Source organism: Paenibacillus monticola (assembly GCF_009664975.1).
Taxonomy (GTDB): Bacteria; Bacillota; Bacilli; order Paenibacillales; family Paenibacillaceae; genus Paenibacillus_AQ; species Paenibacillus_AQ monticola.
In genome coordinates, this window is record NZ_WJXB01000007.1 from 365,247 (window position 1) to 383,448 (window position 18,202).

General features: G+C 45.1%; 18 protein-coding genes. 1 reads left to right on the forward strand and 17 read right to left on the reverse strand.

Annotated elements, in window-relative coordinates:
* From GJB61_RS19500 to GJB61_RS19510, 3 genes are all read right to left on the reverse strand, one after another.
* The gene (locus tag GJB61_RS19500) at nucleotides 1-792 is read right to left on the reverse strand and encodes an ABC transporter permease (RefSeq protein WP_420819760.1); all 792 of its coding nucleotides are present in this window, start codon (nucleotides 790-792) and stop codon (nucleotides 1-3) included.
* A 79-nt stretch (nucleotides 793-871) separates the two neighbouring features.
* On the reverse strand, nucleotides 872-1,927 hold the full coding sequence (locus tag GJB61_RS19505; protein WP_154120684.1) for an ABC transporter ATP-binding protein: 1,056 nt from the start codon (nucleotides 1,925-1,927) through the stop codon (nucleotides 872-874).
* Nucleotides 1,928-2,015: 88 nt separating this feature from the next.
* The gene (locus GJB61_RS19510) at nucleotides 2,016-2,798 is read right to left on the reverse strand and encodes a GTP cyclohydrolase II (RefSeq protein WP_154120685.1); all 783 of its coding nucleotides are present in this window, start codon (nucleotides 2,796-2,798) and stop codon (nucleotides 2,016-2,018) included.
* 195 nt (nucleotides 2,799-2,993) lie between these two features.
* Here GJB61_RS19510 and GJB61_RS19515 point away from each other — a divergent pair, with 195 nt between their 5' ends.
* On the forward strand, nucleotides 2,994-3,320 hold the full coding sequence (locus GJB61_RS19515; protein ID WP_154120686.1) for a winged helix-turn-helix transcriptional regulator: 327 nt from the start codon (nucleotides 2,994-2,996) through the stop codon (nucleotides 3,318-3,320).
* 158 nt (nucleotides 3,321-3,478) lie between these two features.
* Here the strand turns inward: GJB61_RS19515 and GJB61_RS19520 are convergent, their stop codons facing one another.
* From GJB61_RS19520 to GJB61_RS19580, 14 genes are all read right to left on the reverse strand, one after another.
* Complete coding sequence (locus GJB61_RS19520; protein ID WP_154120687.1) at nucleotides 3,479-3,805, reverse strand: hypothetical protein; 327 nt, start codon at nucleotides 3,803-3,805, stop codon at nucleotides 3,479-3,481.
* A gap of 151 nt (nucleotides 3,806-3,956) precedes the next feature.
* Nucleotides 3,957-5,411, reverse strand: a complete 1,455-nt coding sequence (nagE, locus tag GJB61_RS19525) for an N-acetylglucosamine-specific PTS transporter subunit IIBC (RefSeq protein WP_154120688.1) — start codon at nucleotides 5,409-5,411, stop codon at nucleotides 3,957-3,959.
* 42 nt (nucleotides 5,412-5,453) lie between these two features.
* Nucleotides 5,454-5,963, reverse strand: a complete 510-nt coding sequence (locus GJB61_RS19530) for a PTS sugar transporter subunit IIA (RefSeq protein ID WP_154120689.1) — start codon at nucleotides 5,961-5,963, stop codon at nucleotides 5,454-5,456.
* A gap of 22 nt (nucleotides 5,964-5,985) precedes the next feature.
* Nucleotides 5,986-6,852 carry a PRD domain-containing protein gene (locus tag GJB61_RS19535; protein ID WP_229522022.1) on the reverse strand — a complete coding sequence of 289 codons (867 nt, stop codon included), beginning with the start codon at nucleotides 6,850-6,852 and terminating at the stop codon, nucleotides 5,986-5,988.
* 209 nt (nucleotides 6,853-7,061) lie between these two features.
* Nucleotides 7,062-9,827 (reverse strand): CHASE3 domain-containing protein, encoded by a 2,766-nt coding sequence (locus GJB61_RS19540; protein ID WP_154120690.1) that lies wholly within the window; start codon nucleotides 9,825-9,827, stop codon nucleotides 7,062-7,064.
* Nucleotides 9,811-10,197 carry a DivIVA domain-containing protein gene (locus tag GJB61_RS19545; RefSeq protein ID WP_154120691.1) on the reverse strand — a complete coding sequence of 129 codons (387 nt, stop codon included), beginning with the start codon at nucleotides 10,195-10,197 and terminating at the stop codon, nucleotides 9,811-9,813. The genes GJB61_RS19540 and GJB61_RS19545 overlap by 17 nt, the downstream gene beginning before the upstream one ends.
* 109 nt (nucleotides 10,198-10,306) lie before the next feature.
* Nucleotides 10,307-10,666, reverse strand: a complete 360-nt coding sequence (locus GJB61_RS19550) for a replication termination protein (protein ID WP_154120692.1) — start codon at nucleotides 10,664-10,666, stop codon at nucleotides 10,307-10,309.
* Between the two features lie 341 nt (nucleotides 10,667-11,007).
* Nucleotides 11,008-11,667, reverse strand: coding sequence for a general stress protein (locus GJB61_RS19555; RefSeq protein WP_338115956.1), 660 nt, complete (start codon nucleotides 11,665-11,667; stop codon nucleotides 11,008-11,010).
* 102 nt (nucleotides 11,668-11,769) lie between these two features.
* Nucleotides 11,770-14,268, reverse strand: a complete 2,499-nt coding sequence (hrpB, locus tag GJB61_RS19560) for an ATP-dependent helicase HrpB (protein ID WP_154120693.1) — start codon at nucleotides 14,266-14,268, stop codon at nucleotides 11,770-11,772.
* Between the two features lie 85 nt (nucleotides 14,269-14,353).
* A complete protein-coding gene (locus GJB61_RS19565; protein ID WP_154120694.1) occupies nucleotides 14,354-14,752 on the reverse strand; it encodes a DnaJ family domain-containing protein in 399 nt (132 codons plus the stop codon).
* 26 nt (nucleotides 14,753-14,778) lie between these two features.
* Nucleotides 14,779-15,156 carry a GIY-YIG nuclease family protein gene (locus GJB61_RS19570; RefSeq protein WP_154120695.1) on the reverse strand — a complete coding sequence of 126 codons (378 nt, stop codon included), beginning with the start codon at nucleotides 15,154-15,156 and terminating at the stop codon, nucleotides 14,779-14,781.
* A 27-nt stretch (nucleotides 15,157-15,183) separates the two neighbouring features.
* A complete protein-coding gene (locus tag GJB61_RS19575) occupies nucleotides 15,184-15,978 on the reverse strand; it encodes a DUF2087 domain-containing protein (RefSeq protein WP_338115975.1) in 795 nt (264 codons plus the stop codon).
* Nucleotides 15,979-16,873: 895 nt separating this feature from the next.
* Nucleotides 16,874-17,014 (reverse strand): hypothetical protein, encoded by a 141-nt coding sequence (locus GJB61_RS31290; protein ID WP_195724401.1) that lies wholly within the window; start codon nucleotides 17,012-17,014, stop codon nucleotides 16,874-16,876.
* Between the two features lie 290 nt (nucleotides 17,015-17,304).
* Nucleotides 17,305-18,114, reverse strand: a complete 810-nt coding sequence (locus GJB61_RS19580; protein WP_154120697.1) for an SDR family oxidoreductase — start codon at nucleotides 18,112-18,114, stop codon at nucleotides 17,305-17,307.
* Between the last annotated feature and the right edge of the window lie 88 nt (nucleotides 18,115-18,202).

Here is an 18,202-nt window from a genome sequence, read left to right on the forward strand (position 1 = left end):
TCATCCTCCCTGCACGAACAAACGCTGCCGCGCCGCATGGTTTAGCCAGATAATTGGAATCAAGAGCACCAGGAACCAGAAGACCTGAACACCTAGCACATTCCATATCCCTACGCCTTGTACCCGTCCTGTAAATACGGAGCCCGGCAGGTAAGTGATGGCTTGAAACGGCAAGAAATTAAGTATAGAAGACAACCAGCCTGGAAATAGGCTGATCGGCACGACCAGACCGGAGAACAAATCGACAACAACACGTTTCATCCGCATCATGCCTTCATTATTCTCCACGAAGAACGCCGATAGTCCTGTAATGACATTGATCTGCGAGTTAATCAGAAAACTGAAAAATAACATCACGAGAAAACCCACCCAAGCAGAGAGCTCTGTTGGTAACTGCACCGGAAACAAGAGCATAGCAATAGCCATACCAGGAATCATGAATAACATGAAACGGAAGATACCCTCTCCGAGTCCTTGCATCATTTTGACCAGCACATAGTTGTAGGGTCTAATGAACTGGATGGCGATACTGCCATCACGGATATCCGTGGAAATCTCACGATCCAGATTGTTAAAATAAAAGGCCCGCGCCATCCACGATACGGCCACATAGGATGTCATCTGCGTTGCACTAAATCCCCCGAGTGATTCACCCTTTCCATATATAGCCATCCAAGTAAAGTAGTTAACACCAATATTTAGTGAATAGATTAAAATACCTGAGTAGTAGTTAACCCGGTAAGCAAGCATGGTCAGAAACCGAATGCGGATAAAATCAAGGTAAGCGCCCATCAATAATCTTCGACTACTTTCCTGAGGCCCACCTGCTGACGAACCTCCTGCCGATGAAGACACTGCAGTTTCAAGCTTGTCAGACATGAAGAGCCTCTCTTTCATCCTTCAGAGCTGCTGCCATTTCGTCCGGCTTCTCAGCGGACCCGGATTGATAGATGCTGCGGACAATATCGTCCGTATTCGTCTCGATGATTTTGATATCTGTAATATCAGCCTGTCCTACAACTCGTCCCAGTACATCCGAGACATTCAGGTCGAGCGGAATCCAGACCTTGGCACCAAGTTCGTTCTCAGCAGACCAAACCACGGGCATACCTGTTGTCCAGTGCTCCAGCTGTTCCAGCTTTGTCGGGTTGCCGAATTGAAACAGTACCTCACGGCCGGTTCCCCAGCGCTGCTTCAGATCCTCCAGCCCGCCATCATAAATAATTCGCCCATCATCCAGCATAATAACCCGTGAACACAGTGCCTCAATATCCTGCAGGTCATGTGTCGTCAGCAGAATCGTGGTGCCATGCTCGCGGTTCATATCTTTAAGGAACTGCCGAATTTCCGATTTCACCACAATATCCAGACCGATCGTTGGCTCGTCAAGAAACAGAATAGATGGATTGTGCAAAAGCGCCGCCACTAGCTCACAGCGCATCCGCTGACCGAGACTGAGTTTACGGACCGGGCGGTTCAGTAATTCCTGCAGCTCCAGCCGTTCCACTAGCTCATCCAGGCGTTTCTTGAAATCCTGTTCAGACACCCGGTACACTTTGCGTAACAGCTGGAACGATTCAATCACGCCGATATCCCACCATAGCTGGCTACGCTGCCCAAATACAACGCCGATGTTACGTACAAACTTCTCACGTTCCAAATATGGAACATACCCCCCCACGGACAGACTTCCAGAGGTCGGGACCAGAATGCCTGTGAGCATTTTGATCGTTGTGGATTTACCGGCCCCGTTCTCACCGATGTACCCGCAGATCTCACCCTGTGGAATGGTGAAGGAAATGTCCTTTACTGCCGTGACTTCTGTGAATTCCCGTTTAAACAAATCAGCGAAGGCCCCTTTGAGGCCCTCGCGGTTTTTCTGGACTTTAAATGTTTTGCGCAAGTCCTGCACTTGAATTGCATTCATAGAGTACCTCGCTAAGCTAAGAATAGTGTTCAGTAACCCATTATAATGTACAATTTGCAAAAGAACTACTACTTAAATTCTAAAGCGTTTATACAATTTTAATATTCTCTAAAAAATCAGTGTCCTTAACAACCTCCAGATGTCCTGAACGGGCGACCTTAGTCCGTAAATACTTCTCATTAAATGAGGAAACATCTCCCCATAGTGGAACTCTTTTCACCGTATTCATCCCTGCAGTCTTCAAGGCATCCATTTTCTTCGGATTATTGGTGATCAAGGTTACAGGTTTCTGGCGCAAATGCTGCAGTACACTTATCGCATCCTCATAGTTTCTAACATCATCAGCGAAGCCAAGCTCAAGATTAGCTTCTACTGTATCGTAACCTTCTTCCTGCAAAATATAAGCCATTGCTTTACTGAATAGGCCAATGCCTCTTCCTTCATGGTTCGCTAGGTAGAATAAAGCGCCTGAGCCGTTATCAACGATCATTTTCATCGATTGGTGCAGCTGGAAGCCACAATCACAACGCTTGCTGCCAAAAATATCGCCGGTATGGCATATGCTGTGCATCCGAATTAACGCTTCATCCGAGCCCTCGAAATCACCGTACACTAATACGCTGGACTGCTGTCCTGCGGCAAGATTTAGTGAGGACAAGCGTGAGATGAGCGCCGCTGTGGCTTCTTGGGCTTCACTCGGAAATAGATCCTCTTCTGTCGCCTTAAGCCAACTGTACCATTTAAAAGTAACGGTCTCCCCGTCTAGATTTACCGGTAACGTAATCGGGCCAACTAATATATTTGTGGAATCATTCATGGTGATCCGTTTAATTTTATTTTGCAGTATTGAGACAATCTCAGGTTTAATCATGAGTGCACCATCCTTAGGTTCATCTATTAGTAGTAATATTATGAAAAAGCTGTATCAGCTAATTTCTGGATTCAAGTAACTATTTGTAAGTTAGTTTAACATTGTAATATAAGTTCGTCAAGTTAGAACATATATTTAAATATTCATAATTACTTTATGTAAGTTTATGATATAATGAACGCAGAGGTGATAGATATGGATGATTTTGAAATGTGTCCACGCTTTGAAAAAGCGGTCGATATGCTCAGTAAGCGTTGGGTTGCCTTGATCGTATTTGTACTCATGACAGGTCCGCACCGTTTTGGTGAAATTGAAAATTGTTTATCCAATCTGAGTGGTAAAGTGTTATCTGATCGTTTAAAGGAACTAGAAGGTGAAGGAATTATCAAACGTACAGTATATCCTGAAATGCCTGTTCGTATTGAATATTCGCTTACCGATAAAGGAACCGCATTAGCACCAATACTAGGAGAAATCGGCAACTGGTCAACCGACTGGATCGAACTTGGTATAAAAAGCTGAACTCCCTCCCCCTCTTTCAAAAGATTTTTTGAGCACGTGTGATATGTTTATTTCATTATGATAAAGTACAATCATGATGAATTTATATAAAATATTAGATTTAATTCTATAATCTTAATACAAAAAGGCAGCCCTTCTATTAAATAAAAGGAGCTGCCTTAATTTCGTGTTGAATCTATCTTAATGTATCTATCTTGAATCTCCTTTGCGATTATGATCCGTTCCATCTTGAGTTCCCAGATCTGCTCTCTCCACTGATATCGTTCCTCTGATTCCTCATTATCCTTCAGTTTATCGAATAACCCCAACAGTAGTAGATTAATATCATCAAATCGTGTCCATAGTTCCTTGATATTCTCTTCCCTTTTCTGTTCCTCAGTAGCCACTTCAAAGTTCTTTAAACTCTCAATGAGTTCAGCCTGCCACTGTCCATCGTTAATTGCTTTGGCGTAATTTAAGAGATCCAGATAATCATCGACTGACATGTGCACCGACTCCTTAATTTGTTTATACCAAGTATTATACTCGGTATTATGTATTTTGCAATAGTCTACGTAAAAAAACAAGGGCGGAATTTATAATTCCGGCCCTTGTTCTATACGAAATGTGAATTTATTGTGATTTTTCAAAACATTCTTATAGTAATTTATTAATGTCATCCTTAATCTGCTCGGATTGTGGACCAAATACGATCTGTACTGCACCTTGACCAAGTCTCATGACTCCGGAAGCACCTAGTTGCTTCAGAGCGGAATCTTTGACAGCCTTATCATCAATTACGATTAGACGAAGACGTGTAATACATGCATCAATATTACGAATATTAGAAGGACCGCCAATGTTTTCGAGGATTTTGGCTGCTCTGGAGGAAGCGGATATCTTAGCTCCACCTACAGAAACTTCTTCCAGCTCATCTTCTACATCATCTTCACGACCTGGTGTTTTGAGATTGAACTTCGTGATAATAAAACGGAACAGCACATAATACAAGACGAAGAAGGCAAGACCAATTGGAATTAGTAGCCATGCATTGGTGGAACTCTTCAGGTTAACCAGGTAATCGATTAGCCCTGCAGAGAATCCAAAACCCAGCTTAACGTCTAGAATGTACAGCAATGCCATTGAGAACCCAGTTAATAAAGCATGAACTAGATACAATAATGGTGCAACGAACATAAAGGAAAATTCTAGTGGTTCAGTAATACCCGTCAAGAAGGAAGCTATTGCCGAACCAATAAAGATCGAAGCGACCATTTTGCGTTTTTCAGGCTTAGCTGTGTGAATAAAGGCAAGTGCTGCACCAGGAAGGGCGAACATCATAATTGGGAAGAAACCGGACATGAACATCCCTGCAGTTTTATCTCCAGCGAAGAAGCGGGTTAAATCGCCATGTACAACATCGCCAGCTGCGTTCGTAAAGTCACCGATCTGGAACCAAGCAATGGTATTAATTACGTGATGCAAACCAATTGGAATCAGCAGACGGTTAGCAGTACCGAATATGAAGGCACCCAAGGCTCCCAGTCCGACAACCCAGTTACCGAAATCATTAATTACATCCTGTATAGGACTCCAGACCATCCCTACAAATACTGCCAGAACCATCATGGAAGCGGCAGTTATGATAGGTACAAAACGTTTACCGGCAAAGAATCCAAGCCAGTCTGGCATCTTGATATTATGATATCTCTTATATAAGAAGGCTGCCCATGCACCGGCAAATATCCCGCCGAGTACACCCATGTTCAGAACAACGTCATCGTTAATAAAAGAGAATTGAAGCGGCACGATTTTCAAAATTTCGCTTAATACCAGATATGAGATGATAGCTGACAATGCAGCTACAGCGTCACCCGCAAACCCGATAGCAACCCCAATTGCGAATATCAAGGCAAGATTGCCGAATATAGCTCCTGCACCAGCATTGAGGAAGGGAGCAATGTATTGGTTCAGAAATCCTCCCACCGTGCTTCCCAGATGCAAATCCTTTTCGTAGTCAATGAGACCAAAGCCTTGAAGAATAGCGGCTGCTGGCAAAGTAGCGACCGGAAGCATCAGCGACTTGCCTAATTTTTGTAGAAAAGCCAACATAACAATATCATCCTTTCGTTTGCTTATTAGTAATGCTATTTGTTATTGCTTTGAAACCACGCTGAGAATTACAGATTCACCTGCTGTAACCTGACCATAGTGACATTCTACTTCCGGCATGGTTTCCTCTGTAGCAGTCACAATAATAGGTGAAATCGTGTCTAAACCTGCTGCACGTATAGCTTCGAGATCAAATTCAATTAGTATCTGTCCTGCTTTAACAGTGTCACCACTCGTTACATGACTGATGAATCCATTCCCTTTCAGGCTGACCGTATCAATTCCGATATGCAGTAACAGCTGTAATCCGCTGGAATGCTCCAGTATTAAAGCATGACTCGATTTGACGATGTGAGCGACCGTTCCGTCGAAGGGAGCCTTAAGAATTCCCTCTGTTGGTTGAATAGCAATTCCGTTGCCCATATGACCTCCAGCAAAGGTATCGTCCGGAACTTGTGCTAATGGAACTGCCTGACCCGTGATTGGCGCTGTTATTTCTAAGACCTGCTGAGTATGTTTCTCTTCTTTTTTAGATTTCCATTTGGAAAACATGACTGCCACTCCTCTTAAGCTGCTATTTTTGTTTCCGTGAAGTTTGGAATAGGCGGTGTAAATGCATCGCCATGAAGCATAGCTCTTCTTCTGGAATGTCCACATCCAGTGACTTACGCATAATTGTTCCGAGTTTCTGAGCTAGCTTGTATTCCACTTTATATTCCTTCTTAATATGCTTCACAAAAGGATTATCAATGAATGACTTTTGCAAAATTCTCTCCAATGAGAAACGTAAGTGAATCATCAAGCGGACATGATTCATACTGCCGTGCTCAAAGGTTATATTCCCTTCGTCCCGTATCACATCCATCAGCTCGCTGACAATGTTCGAAGCCTTTACCAATTGCCCTACTGGCACATTGCTGACTGCCGAGTAGACATGATAAGTGAGGAATCCGACCTCGTCCTCGGGAACTTGCACCTGGAATTCGGCATTAATTTTTTCGGCTGCTCTGTAAGCGATCTCATATTCCTTTGGAAAGGTCATTTTGGTTTCCTGTAAAAATGGGTTAACAATGTCCATGCCGTTGCGCAGACGGTAAATGGTAAATTGGATATGGCTTGGGAGGGCCAAATAGATTTTGTCGTTTAACTTGTCGGGAAACTGAAAGGCAATATCCGCTATGATCTCATCCGTAATTCTCATAACTTTCGGATCTATATCTTCCAGCAGAATTTGATACTGGCTCCACTCTTCACGGTCTTCCAGACGAAATAGCTTCTCAATCCGGTCATCATCCCCTTCGATGATCCCCGATTCTTTCACTGCAAAGCCGATGCCTTTGCCAATGATGACATATTCCTTGCCGTTTTTGCCTCCATGAACCATGACCACATTGTTACCGATTACACGTTGTACTTGAAATTGCTCGCTTTCCCGCGCCAAGTTCTCCCCTCCTTCCACTCATTGTCCCGATTTAGACATCAAAAAGAGCCAAGAATAGTCTTATTTACGTAAGACAATCCTTGGCTCATGCCCTTTTACGGTAACACGCCACTAACTTATGGTTGATCACTTATGTGACTATCATAAATCATAGTCAGCTATGTCGTCAATGATAATTTTACAAATGTCAAGTTTGGCAGCAAGCTGATCTATTTAGTATGATTGAGCCATTTGTACATTCGCGATACTACTTCATGCATCACTACCGGTTTACAAATGAAGTCTGTTGCACCTGCGGACAGGCACTTCTCACGTTCTTCCTTCATCGTCTTAGCTGATATGGCTATAATGGGGATCTCCGGAAGTAGAAGCTCTTCACGTATAATTGACAACGTATCATAACCATCCAGATTTGGCATCATAATGTCTAATAATACGATATCCACATCAGGCTGCTCCCGCACAATTTGCAGACATTCAAAACCGGTCTGTGCCGTCAGAATATTCATATCATATGGCTCTAGGCCCTTCCTAAGTGCAAATATATTCCGCGTATCATCATCAACAATGAGTACAGTCTTGCCACATAGTAGCGGATATTCCTTATCAAAAGTTCCGCCATTGTTGGTGGGATCTCTATATATCTCTTCGATAGTTTCACGGGACACGGCTACCTCAACACGGAACTTTGAAGTTACGGCATCATATTCAGGGTCCTCTTCTCGACATGGAAGATATAACGTAAAATTGCTGCCTTCACCTGGCACACTTTGCAGCAGAATTTGTCCACCAAGCAATCTAGCCAACTGAAGTGAGATAGACAGCCCTAGTCCAGTACCACCGAACTTGCGCGCGGTTGATCCGTCAGCCTGGCGGAAGGCTTCAAAGATGAGATCATTGTTCTCCTCCGAAATACCAATACCACTATCCTTCACAGAAAAAGACAGCACAGGCCCCTCTGATTCATAAGAGGGGGAATGGAAAGATTCCAATCTGGCAACTTCTACGTGGACACTGCCCTTTTCTGTAAATTTAAAAGCGTTCGATAGCAAGTTGCGAAGAATCTGGTGCAGGCGCATTCCATCGGTATAGAATAAATTAGGCACATTATTTCCGAGATTTATTGAAAAATCCAGATTTTTTTGTTCTGCAGTTTGTCGGAAATAGGCTTGCAACATTGGCGAAAGCTCTGTGAGATTAACCGCATCATATTCTACCAGCATTTTACCAGCCTCTACCTTGGACAAATCCAGAATATCATTGATCATATTGAGTAAATCATTGCCAGATGAATAAATCACAGAAGCATAGCCTTGCTCTTCTTGGTTCAATGTCTCATTGCGATTCTCAGCCAACAGCTGTGAAAGAATAAGCATGCTATTAAGTGGTGTACGCAGCTCATGGGACATGTTCGCCAGAAATTCTGATTTATAACGGGAACTAAGCTGCAATTGCTCATTGAATTCCTCGAGCTCAATAGCTGCAATCTCCGCTTCTGTTTTTTGGTTATTTAGATCCTTGTTCAAAATGATCAGTTCCTGGGTATAACTTTGCAGCTCCTCGGATTGCACCTGCAACTCTTCAGATTGTACCTGCAACTCTTCATTCATAACCTGCGAATCTCCATATAACTTTTGAATCTCCATTCGAGTGGTTACGGAATTTAGGGTAACACCCAACATATTTAATAGATCAGTGAGAAGGTCCAAATGATACGTTGCCCATTTAGTAAGTGAAGCTATCTCAATGACCGCTATGATTTTATTTTCAAAAATAACTGGAGCGATCACTGCAAAACGGGGAGCAGTTCTTCCTAGACCGGAATGGATGCGGATATAATCCTCCGGTAAGTCCTCAATGACTGTCATGCGTTTATCCATAGCACACTGCCCAACAAGACCTTCTCCCAGACTAATACTATTTGTAACTGGGAAATCCTTATTCTTACCGTTGCCTGCATACGTATAAATACGTTCAAACTGTTTTTCTTCATTCTGTACATATATTGCACCGTACTGCATTTCCAGTATTGTGGACAGTTTGTTCAAAAAGGTTCGACATAGAATAGGGAGATCAACCGTTTCCTGAAGTAATACGGACATCAGCGTTAACTGTTCGTTATTCCACTGTTCTCGCTGTACCGTTTCCAAAAGGCGATTTGTCGCCTCACCCAGATCATAGATTTCGTCAATTGTCTTGACCTCAATCCGTTCAGACATATTACCGCCACTCGCAATGTTATTGATCGCTAGAATTACGCGCTGGAGAGGGTTCACAATGCTTCTGGAGATCACGATAGTGATGAGTATCGCTATTAATGTGACCACACTCCAAAGGAGATACATCGTTGTTAACAGCTTATCGTTTCCTTGTTTAAGGATAATAATCCGTTCATTGGTTAAATTCCGTTCATTATCGCGGAAATATTCAGACTCTGAGCGTATCAGATCAATAATGGGTTTACCGGTATCATTTTGATAATATGCTGTAACTGCTTCATTCTGCCCATTTCGCTTAAGGTCGATAACATATTCACCTGCTGAACTAACCCATAACTCAATATTACTCTTGATATCATCTAGATTCTGAATTTGGGCAGGGTTATCAGCGAGCAGACCTTTTAGCTTGGCATAATTTATACGCCATTCTATAAGCCCAGCATTGTAAGGTGTAAGGTATTCCGTATTGTCAGTGAGGGCATAACCTCTTTGACCTGTTTCCATATCCAATACATTCTTCTCAATTTGATAGGTAAGTTCATGCACCTGCACATCGTGCTCGCTTAGGAAGACCGTTTCTTTCTCCAGGTCGGATATACGATAGGATACAATGACTAGATATAAACCCAACATTAGTAGAATAATGATATAGCCAAGGGCAATTTTACCGCGGATCTTCAGTTTCCATCGTTGCTTATCGAACAAAGGCACAACCTCCATCAACGTCCGTTTGTATAGATTATAAGTAGCCTTCACTCTGTGGAAGCTTCTCCTTAAGCTGTCGAATATTTGTCTCCAGTTTCACAATAATCTCTTCCAAATCTTTAGGATCAATACCTTTGAGTACAGGATCAGCAATTACTGGGAAACCTTTGGTTTCAACCTTCAAATCACGCAGTTCCAGTTGCTGTTCCTGCCATTTGTCCATAAGATCGGCAATAGTCGCATAGAATCGTTCGTAATCCTTTATTACGCTATCCAGAAAAGTATCCACTTCCTCCGGATCATAACCACGAAGCTTCATACTGAATTCTTTTTCATGAATAGTCAGTGCGTCGAGTCCTATGCCAAGCTGGCTGAACAACTTTCTTTGTTTATCCAATCGGCGTTTCATATGTTCGTCCATCTGTGATTCCTCCTATGTATACTGCAAACCTTCAGCAGTAACAATTATAACAGTGTGCAAGCGACCTGGAAATATTACTATAGTAGTGACTTTTTAAAATAGAAGGGATTTAAAAGTTATCCGCAACCGCTTTATTCAATATGCCCAAACAGCGGTCCAAATCAGTCTTTACCTGTTTCTTGTACAGTTTAGCTTTCTCTTCACCGTCCGAAGTGAAATGATATAAGACAATTTCCTGAAAATCCACCTTCGGGTCATTGCCCTTCAATTGCTTAGTACGGTATAGTATCCCCTGCTGCACCAATTCATGTAGAGCACGATAAATTTCACTCTGCGGCGGAGAGTAGCCGTGGGCCTTGAAATCACGTCGCATATCCTCAAGCATCTGATAACCATATCCGCGCTGCTGCTCCACCATTGTAATAAGATATACTTTGATAAAAGCCCGTTGGGCAATCATAAAGGCCATACGACACCTCCTAGGGAATTTATTCCTTATCTTTCTATAAGTCTATTATAAGCCCTATTTTCCAACTTTCACAACCTGAAACTTGGAACTGCAGTGATCACTTTTTCCTTGTTTTTGTTGATAGGGAGAGTATCAAGATTGAATTTGGGATTTGGGTTGCTGGCGAGTTTTTTTGATCTTTCTATTGTGAATTTTTCATATGTTGAAATGTAGTGAATAGAGAGGTGCATCTACATTGTATCGTACGTATACACATTAAAAAGGCTGCATTTCTAGCGGATATCCGTTAGAAATGCAGCCTAGACTTTATTTGGAGATAATCCGAGTTATCGGGATTCTATTTACATTTTATCTCGATTGTACACATCGGGGTCAACTTCTGCGTTCATTGAACCTCTGTTCCCCATCGTATTCCCTACTTTTGTGTCATCCTCTATAACACCAGGGTTTGTGGGCCCTCTATCTGCCATCGCATTTCTTTCGGCTGAGTCGCCTGCAAAAGTTCCTTCATATCTATGGGCATTGAGTGAGCTGTTGCCTCTGAAGATATCATGTATATGGTGGCCGTGCCCATTTTCTTCTACTAACACAAGAATTTTCCCGCTATCTACATAGCCTTCATATTCTCTCGCCTCATCTTCAGGGATACCGAGTCCGATCAATCCTCCCACCAAACCTCCCGCGCCCGCACCTATGGCTGCTCCAGTCAGTGTCGCCACAATTGGACCTGCCGCCAAGATCGCACCAATTCCCGGAATAGCCAAAGCACCAATGCCTGCCAGCAATCCGGCTACACCACCCAGTAAACCACCTGTAGTTGCACCTGCTGCTACACCTTCTGGACCCTTGGTTCCCGTTTCATCCGAAATATTTCTTAGCTCATCACGGTCACGTGTAATAATTGATATTTCATCATTATGAATGCCCTTGTTCTGCAGCCCTTCAATTGCTCTGGTTGCTTCTTGCTCCGTATCGAATATACCTACGATTTTTTTAGTCACTTGAAGCCCTCCTTCGAAATTGTCGTTCGCTACATTATTACCCTTTATGCGTTGGACAAAACATCTCATGAGGAAAGCAGAATTATTTGAGCAGGCCATACTTTAATTCTTAGGACGGGTTCGGTTAGTCGGAATTGCCTGTAATGGATCATCCGGCCAGTAATGTTTGGGGTAGCGTCCCTTCAAATCTTTTTTGACTTCGAAATAGATTCCGCGCCAAAAGCTGGCAAGATCCGTTGTCACCTGCATCGGCCGTCTTGCCGGGGATAGGAGATGCAGTACTACCGGGATCATCCCCCCACCCACCTTAGGTGTGTCCAGTTGTCCGAACATTTCCTGCAGTCTGACCGCCAATACAGGCGCTGCCGGGTTATCATAATCTACAGGGATACGGGAACCGCTCGGCACAGTGATATGTGTAGGAGCTTCCGTATCCAAAGTTTGACGTTGCTTCCAATCCAGCATTCCTTCAAAAACGCGCGATAACGGAATGCGCTGAAGATCACGAAAAGCGCGCATGCCATGCGTGTAGGGCCGCAGCCATGTATTCAAAGATTCTAATAAAGCCTCATCCGATACATCTGGCCAGTCCGCACGAACCCTATGCATTAACATCATCCGCTGACGCAGTTGCAGTGTATTTTTATCCCAAGGCAACAGAGCGAGACCCTCAGACGCAAGAGCAGTCAGTAGTACTTCTTCTGCTGCTTCAACCGAAGGGCGTTCATGAGTAGTTTCCTTCAAGACCAAGGCACCTAACATTGTGCGACGGCGAGCCTTGACGCTTTTGCTCTCCTTGTCCCAATACACTTCCGCTTCATCAGTAATACTGTCCGCATGATGCTTCAGCAACTGCGCTTCCTTCAGCTCTGCGGCCAGCATGATTTTGCCCTGTGCAGCCTTGTCATCCACGGAGGCTGCCACAATATAAGGACACCGCATAAGCGGCTGCCCTTCCCGCATGGCTGCTCCCCGACCGCTGGAGAGAACAAAAGCGCCATCGCCGCGCTTCTGCCCGATCCGGTCGGGATACGCGAACGACAGCAGCAGCCCAATGAGGCTGATGTCGTTCGGGGCTTCGCCTGGCGCGGCTTGCAGCTGCGCCAGATAATTGCGACTCTCGCGCTGCACCGCACGCAGCGTCGCAAGATCTGCTCCGCCCGCGTCCAAGCCTGCGGAGCGCTCGAACCGAAGCAGCGCCTCCACGCGCAGCGTGAGGTCGCTATCTATGGCCGCGGGACCCCGGAAGAGGTCCCGCTCCTGCAGCAGCGCCGCCAGCCGGCAGGCGAGCGGCGTCGCGCCAAGCTCGGCCGCGCGCAGCAGCATATGCGCGACGCGCGGGTGTGCGCCAAGCGCGGCCATGCTGCGGCCGTGCGGCGTAATGGCGCCGGTGGCGCCCAGCGCACCGAGCTGGCGCAGCAGCGCGGTGCCCTGCGCGTAAGGCGCAGCGGGCGGCGCGTCCAGCCAAGGCAGCGCGGCGGGATCGCGCACGCCCCATAGCGCCAGCTCCAGAGCCAGCTGCGCCAGGTCGGCTTCCATAATCTCCGGGACGTTGTCGTCCGGAAGACGGTGGTGCTCCTCCTGGCTCCATAGCCTGTAGCACACACCAGGGGCAGTGCGGCCTGCTCGCCCGCGCCGCTGATCTGCCGATGCCTTGGACACGGGTACCGTTTCCAAGTGCGGCATGCCAGTACGCGGCGAGAATACCTGTGTTCGCCGCAGTCCTGAATCAATCACCGTGAGCACACCATCAATGGTCAAACTGGTCTCCGCAATGGAAGTTGCCAGCACAACCTTTCGTTCACCTGCAACAGATGCAGCGACTGCTAAGTCCTGCATAACCTGCGATAACTGTCCATATAGAGGACGAAGCACCGTGTTCGCAGGCAATCTCCCGTTCTCCAGCTCGCTTTGAGTACGGCGGATTTCCCGCTCACCTGGCAGAAAGACGAGCACATCTCCCTTCTGCTCAGCAAGGGCGCGATGTACAGAGGCTGCAGTAGATTTTTCAATGGATAAAGTGCCAGAGGCAGGAGCATAAATAGTCTGGACTGGATAGACCCTGCCCGGACAATCTACTACAGGAGCACCACCTAGCATGGCCGAGACCCGTTCACCATCGAGCGTAGCCGACATAATGAGAATACGAAGATCCTCACGCAATACTGTCTGTGCTTCCAGTGTAAGAGCAAGTCCCAGATCAGCATGCAGACTGCGCTCATGAAATTCATCAAAAATAACAAGACCTACGTCACCCAGCGACGGATCAGTTTGCAGCATCCTGGTCAGTACACCTTCGGTTACAACAACGATCCGCGTGTTCTTGCCTACTCGAGTGTCCATACGCATACGGTATCCAACCGTTTGCCCGACACTTTCCCCAAGACATGACGCCATGTAAGTAGCTGCCGATCTAGCGGCAAGTCTTCTGGGTTCAAGCATAAGAATGGTTTTGCCCTGCATCCACGGTTCGTCCAGAAAAGCCGGAGGCGTTCCGGTCGTCTTGCCCGCACCGGGCTCGGCAATCAGAATGGCTGCCCGCGATTTGTTTAATATTATTTTCAGCTGAGGAAGGACCTGCATAATGGGAAGTTGATTCATTTTATCTCTCCATGATCTCTTATTATCCTTGTAATCATGGGCGATAATCCCGGAAAGATCAAGTTTGAGAATTCAGCCCGCGAGCTTAGTTATCCTCCCCAGTCACTCGCTCCCGGATTTTATCACTATATTGACTAAATGCAGCATTACTCTCAAAACCGCGCTGACGGAGCAGCTCTTGCAAACGCAGCTTTTTCAGAGACAGCTTTGTCTCAAGTGCCTTTCCTTCGATAGTAACAGCATTGCCGCTATTCTGGCACGTTACCAACAGCTCTTCCAACGTGACGCACTCCGCCCGCAGAGTCACTTCTTCCGGCAGCAGTCCGGCATTCTTCATAATCTTGTAGGATATACGCAACTCCTCCGGCACACCAGACAGATCTTCAAGCACCAGCGGTTTGCCGTGACCCGGCAGTCCTTGAAACTCCCCGTTGCGCATAGCCTCCTGAATTTTCTGTTCAGCCAACCATGATAAAAACGCCATAATTGCCGCCTCCTTGACCATCCGTATTATTTCTGTTTGTGATAACCACGCTCACCATAAGGAGAGAGCTTTTCCAGCCATTTATTTTCTAGATCAGGCAGCATTTTATGATATTTTGCCATATCCGCTTTATCCTGCACAAACTCCTCTTGCGGTTTAATTTCCTCGAGAATTTCAAAGCTGAAGCCTGCTTCTCCATATTTCTTCCAATCCGCTTCCAATTCTTTATTCGTATGGCTGGCGATATCAAGCATAAATTTATGCTTATTCCAGACACCCTCCAGATTCAGAGTGCTTCCTACCAATGATTTTCCATTGTGATTATTCAGAATCCGGTAAGCCCCCATCTGTCTGTGAGTATGCGCGTAGTTGTAGGCCAGCTCTTTACGTTTTGCTTTTTCCATTGTCCCATATCTCCTTTATCATTCCATCTATAATTTCACCCAATAATAGCTTCCGTCCTCTTCTCGTTCGAGTAGTTCATAATCAATTAGATACCGGCGCAACGTAACGTAGTCTGGATAGGCTGCATTCAAAATAAGATTAACTTCCTTCTCCGTATACTCCCGACCGGTTTCGAAGCGTTTGATCAATTGACGTAGAATAGCCACTTTGCGCTTCTGTTTCTTGGGAAATTCCGCTAATGGACCTTCTGGCCCCTGCCTAAAATAAGCTTTCAGGATCTCGGCGTTCTCCTCCTCTGTAATCGCAAAACGCTCATCAAGCATCAAGGCCGATCGAGGAATGCTGACAAAAGGAGATGAAACTGCGGGTTTCTCCTCCACAAGCTCCATCACAGCTAGAAACAACTTTGCCTGTTTTGCCTTTTCACGAAGCGTAAAGCGGTGATTTCGCACCGTTGAGGTACTGCCGATGCCTAGCTCCTTAGCGGCTTCACCGTCACTTTGACTCTGCCGAAAAGCATTTAACAATCCCTTCTGCAGCTCCGTCAATCCGGTCAGCTTCTTATCGAGTCCCAGCAGCCAGTTAAACATTGTTCCATGAATATGATTGATGTGTTGGCCAGCATATTTCTCAGCTTCATAATAAGTACTGCCATCCTTATAGATAAGGCCATTCTCAAACTCTTCTCCACAGACCAGACATACATAAAATCCGGAATGATCCCGCTCCTCATACACATAACCTTTCTTTAGTTCATCTATAGAAGCGTTCCAGAATTTCTCCGAGATGCTGATGGCTTCATTTCCCTCTGACAATGCAATTCACCCAATTCGTCTTATTATATAAACATATTAACATTTTGTTTGCTATTTTTCAAATATATAAGTTGATTGTTTGTTTTTCAAATTCCATAGATATACAAGAAAAAAAACGACTTTATCATCCTTTCCCTAGGACAAAAGCCGTTTTATGTGTACAATGTTTCCCCTCAATGCTCAGCAACCTGCTCGCTCTCATGGAGGGAACGGATATGCTGCACAGGCGATAGCCCGAACAACCTTTTATACTCGCGGCTAAACTGCGTCGAACTTGGTAGCCCGTACGCAGCGCCGTTTCCATTACATTGGCACCGTCAAGCAGAAGCCTGCGAGCTTCCTGAAGGCGAAGATGTTTCTGGTATTGTAATGGAGCCATGGAAGTTAGCGAGCTGCCACCGGAATATCCGGGCTGGATGGTTGAATTCCAGAAGAAGGAGCGGCTCGCGCCTTAATTGAATCTTTTGAGCTTGTAATGACGGAGCCCTAATCTATAGGAGCTCCGTTTGTTTTAATGGAGCTTTTGCGGAAATAAAAGAATAAGGTAATATATTATTAAACACTACTTTGAGGAGGAGTCAAATATGTTAGCTGAAATACAACAAAATGGACATGGTTATTCTGCCCACTTCGAAAGTCACTTGAAACATTCCGTTGCAGAGGTATGGTCTTATTTAACTGATATCCGCAACAGCTGACGGCAGCCTATTGGTATTAAATGAGCAACTTACGGCCATCACTGCCCATACACCCAGAGATCTCGCAGGCTGGCATATATGTCTGGATGTGATTGCTGCCCTGCTGGATGGAGGGACCATGATGTCTCGAAGTGAAGAATGGAATAAGTGGTATGAACAATATGTTACCCTTTGTGCTTCACTGGAAGTCTTAGAATAGCCATTTATACTTTTTGTGCCAAGGCAGCTATCTCCCGACTCCCCAGAATTGGACTTTCGTATCCCACGTTAACACTATGAATCATGGCCAGACCTATCTCTTGCAAGTGTTTGTAGGCTTCTTCTTTAATCCCGGCTGAAGACATCCCCAGACAAAAAAAACAAGCATTATATCCTTTTAGCTGGTCTGCAATAGGCTTTAAATCAAAAAAACACTATGCAAGATCTCCGTTAATTTAGGATGTGTTATACCGCAAGGCTGCCGGTGATCACTGCTCTGATCTTTACACCAGCTGAAGATGAGTTTAATGGCATTGCGTACGCCCTACTTTCCAATTTTAATTTTATATTAAATGATCAATCATTATTGTCAATAATATAAAAATATCCGCATCTCGTAATCACTTCGGATTGGAGACACGGATATTAATTCCTTTTATGATAACAGCGATTCGGCCCCATCAATCACGATTTGTGCTCCTGTAATATGAATGGATTCGTCAGATGCCAGAAAAGACACCAACTCTGCTACATTATCCGGTTTACCAGGGCCATCAGCAAGTGGCTGCGCACCCTGCGGGAACTCAATCGGAATAACAATCGAGCCGACCTCCTCGTTAAATTCTGTGCTCTCATCAATATTTGTGGATATTGCTCCTGGACAGATCACATTTACGCGAATTTTGAATTTGGCAAGCTCCAGCGCAGCCATTTTGGCAAAAGCTACCTGACCAGCCTTGGTGGTGCTGTACGGCGACCAGCCAAAGCTGGCAAACCGCGAATTGCCGTTAATAGAGCTTGTAATGATGATGCTTCCTTTTCCTTTCTTCTTCAAATGGGGAATACTATATTTTAGAGTCAAGAAGGTTCCGGTCAAATTCACTGACATCGTATGCTCCCAGTCACTGAGACTGAGTTCTTCGATAGGTCCTACTGCACCGTTGATCCCCGCATTCGCAAATACAATATCCAATCCTCCAAAACGCTCCACGGTTTGGCGTACCGCCTCTTCCATCCGCTCCGCATCCGAAGTATCGACATCAAGAGCCAGCGCGCAGTCCTTGCGCAATTTATTGAGTTTTTGCTCCAATTCGAAGTTACGTTCATTCACTAAATCAAACAACGCGACGTTTGCGCCTTCCCGTGCCAATTGAATGGCAGTTGCTCGGCCGATTCCTGAACCTGCACCGGTAATTATGGCTGTTTTCCCGATAAACCGTTGCTTTTTAGCTATATTTGGGCTCATATGTACTCTCCTTCCACATCATCCATTGTAATGGCTCTGTTTCAAGATTACCCAAATCGACCCACATTATAATCATTTCTAGCAATAA

Coding starts and splice junctions, on each gene's coding strand:
- GJB61_RS19515 (WP_154120686.1), top strand. CDS start 2,994: ATGGATGATTTTGAAATGTGTCCACGCTTTGAAAAAGCGGTCGATATG.
- GJB61_RS19570 (WP_154120695.1), bottom strand. CDS start 15,156: ATGGAAAAAGCAAAACGTAAAGAGCTGGCCTACAACTACGCGCATACT.
- hrpB (WP_154120693.1), bottom strand. CDS start 14,268: ATGAATCAACTTCCCATTATGCAGGTCCTTCCTCAGCTGAAAATAATA.
- GJB61_RS19545 (WP_154120691.1), bottom strand. CDS start 10,197: ATGGACGAACATATGAAACGCCGATTGGATAAACAAAGAAAGTTGTTC.
- GJB61_RS19565 (WP_154120694.1), bottom strand. CDS start 14,752: ATGGCGTTTTTATCATGGTTGGCTGAACAGAAAATTCAGGAGGCTATG.
- GJB61_RS19530 (WP_154120689.1), bottom strand. CDS start 5,963: ATGTTTTCCAAATGGAAATCTAAAAAAGAAGAGAAACATACTCAGCAG.
- nagE (WP_154120688.1), bottom strand. CDS start 5,411: ATGTTGGCTTTTCTACAAAAATTAGGCAAGTCGCTGATGCTTCCGGTC.
- GJB61_RS19510 (WP_154120685.1), bottom strand. CDS start 2,798: ATGATTAAACCTGAGATTGTCTCAATACTGCAAAATAAAATTAAACGG.
- GJB61_RS19580 (WP_154120697.1), bottom strand. CDS start 18,114: ATGAGCCCAAATATAGCTAAAAAGCAACGGTTTATCGGGAAAACAGCC.
- GJB61_RS19505 (WP_154120684.1), bottom strand. CDS start 1,927: ATGAATGCAATTCAAGTGCAGGACTTGCGCAAAACATTTAAAGTCCAG.
- GJB61_RS19550 (WP_154120692.1), bottom strand. CDS start 10,666: ATGGCCTTTATGATTGCCCAACGGGCTTTTATCAAAGTATATCTTATT.
- GJB61_RS19520 (WP_154120687.1), bottom strand. CDS start 3,805: ATGTCAGTCGATGATTATCTGGATCTCTTAAATTACGCCAAAGCAATT.
- GJB61_RS19500 (WP_420819760.1), bottom strand. CDS start 792: ATGGGCGCTTACCTTGATTTTATCCGCATTCGGTTTCTGACCATGCTT.
- GJB61_RS31290 (WP_195724401.1), bottom strand. CDS start 17,014: ATGTCTTCAGCCGGGATTAAAGAAGAAGCCTACAAACACTTGCAAGAG.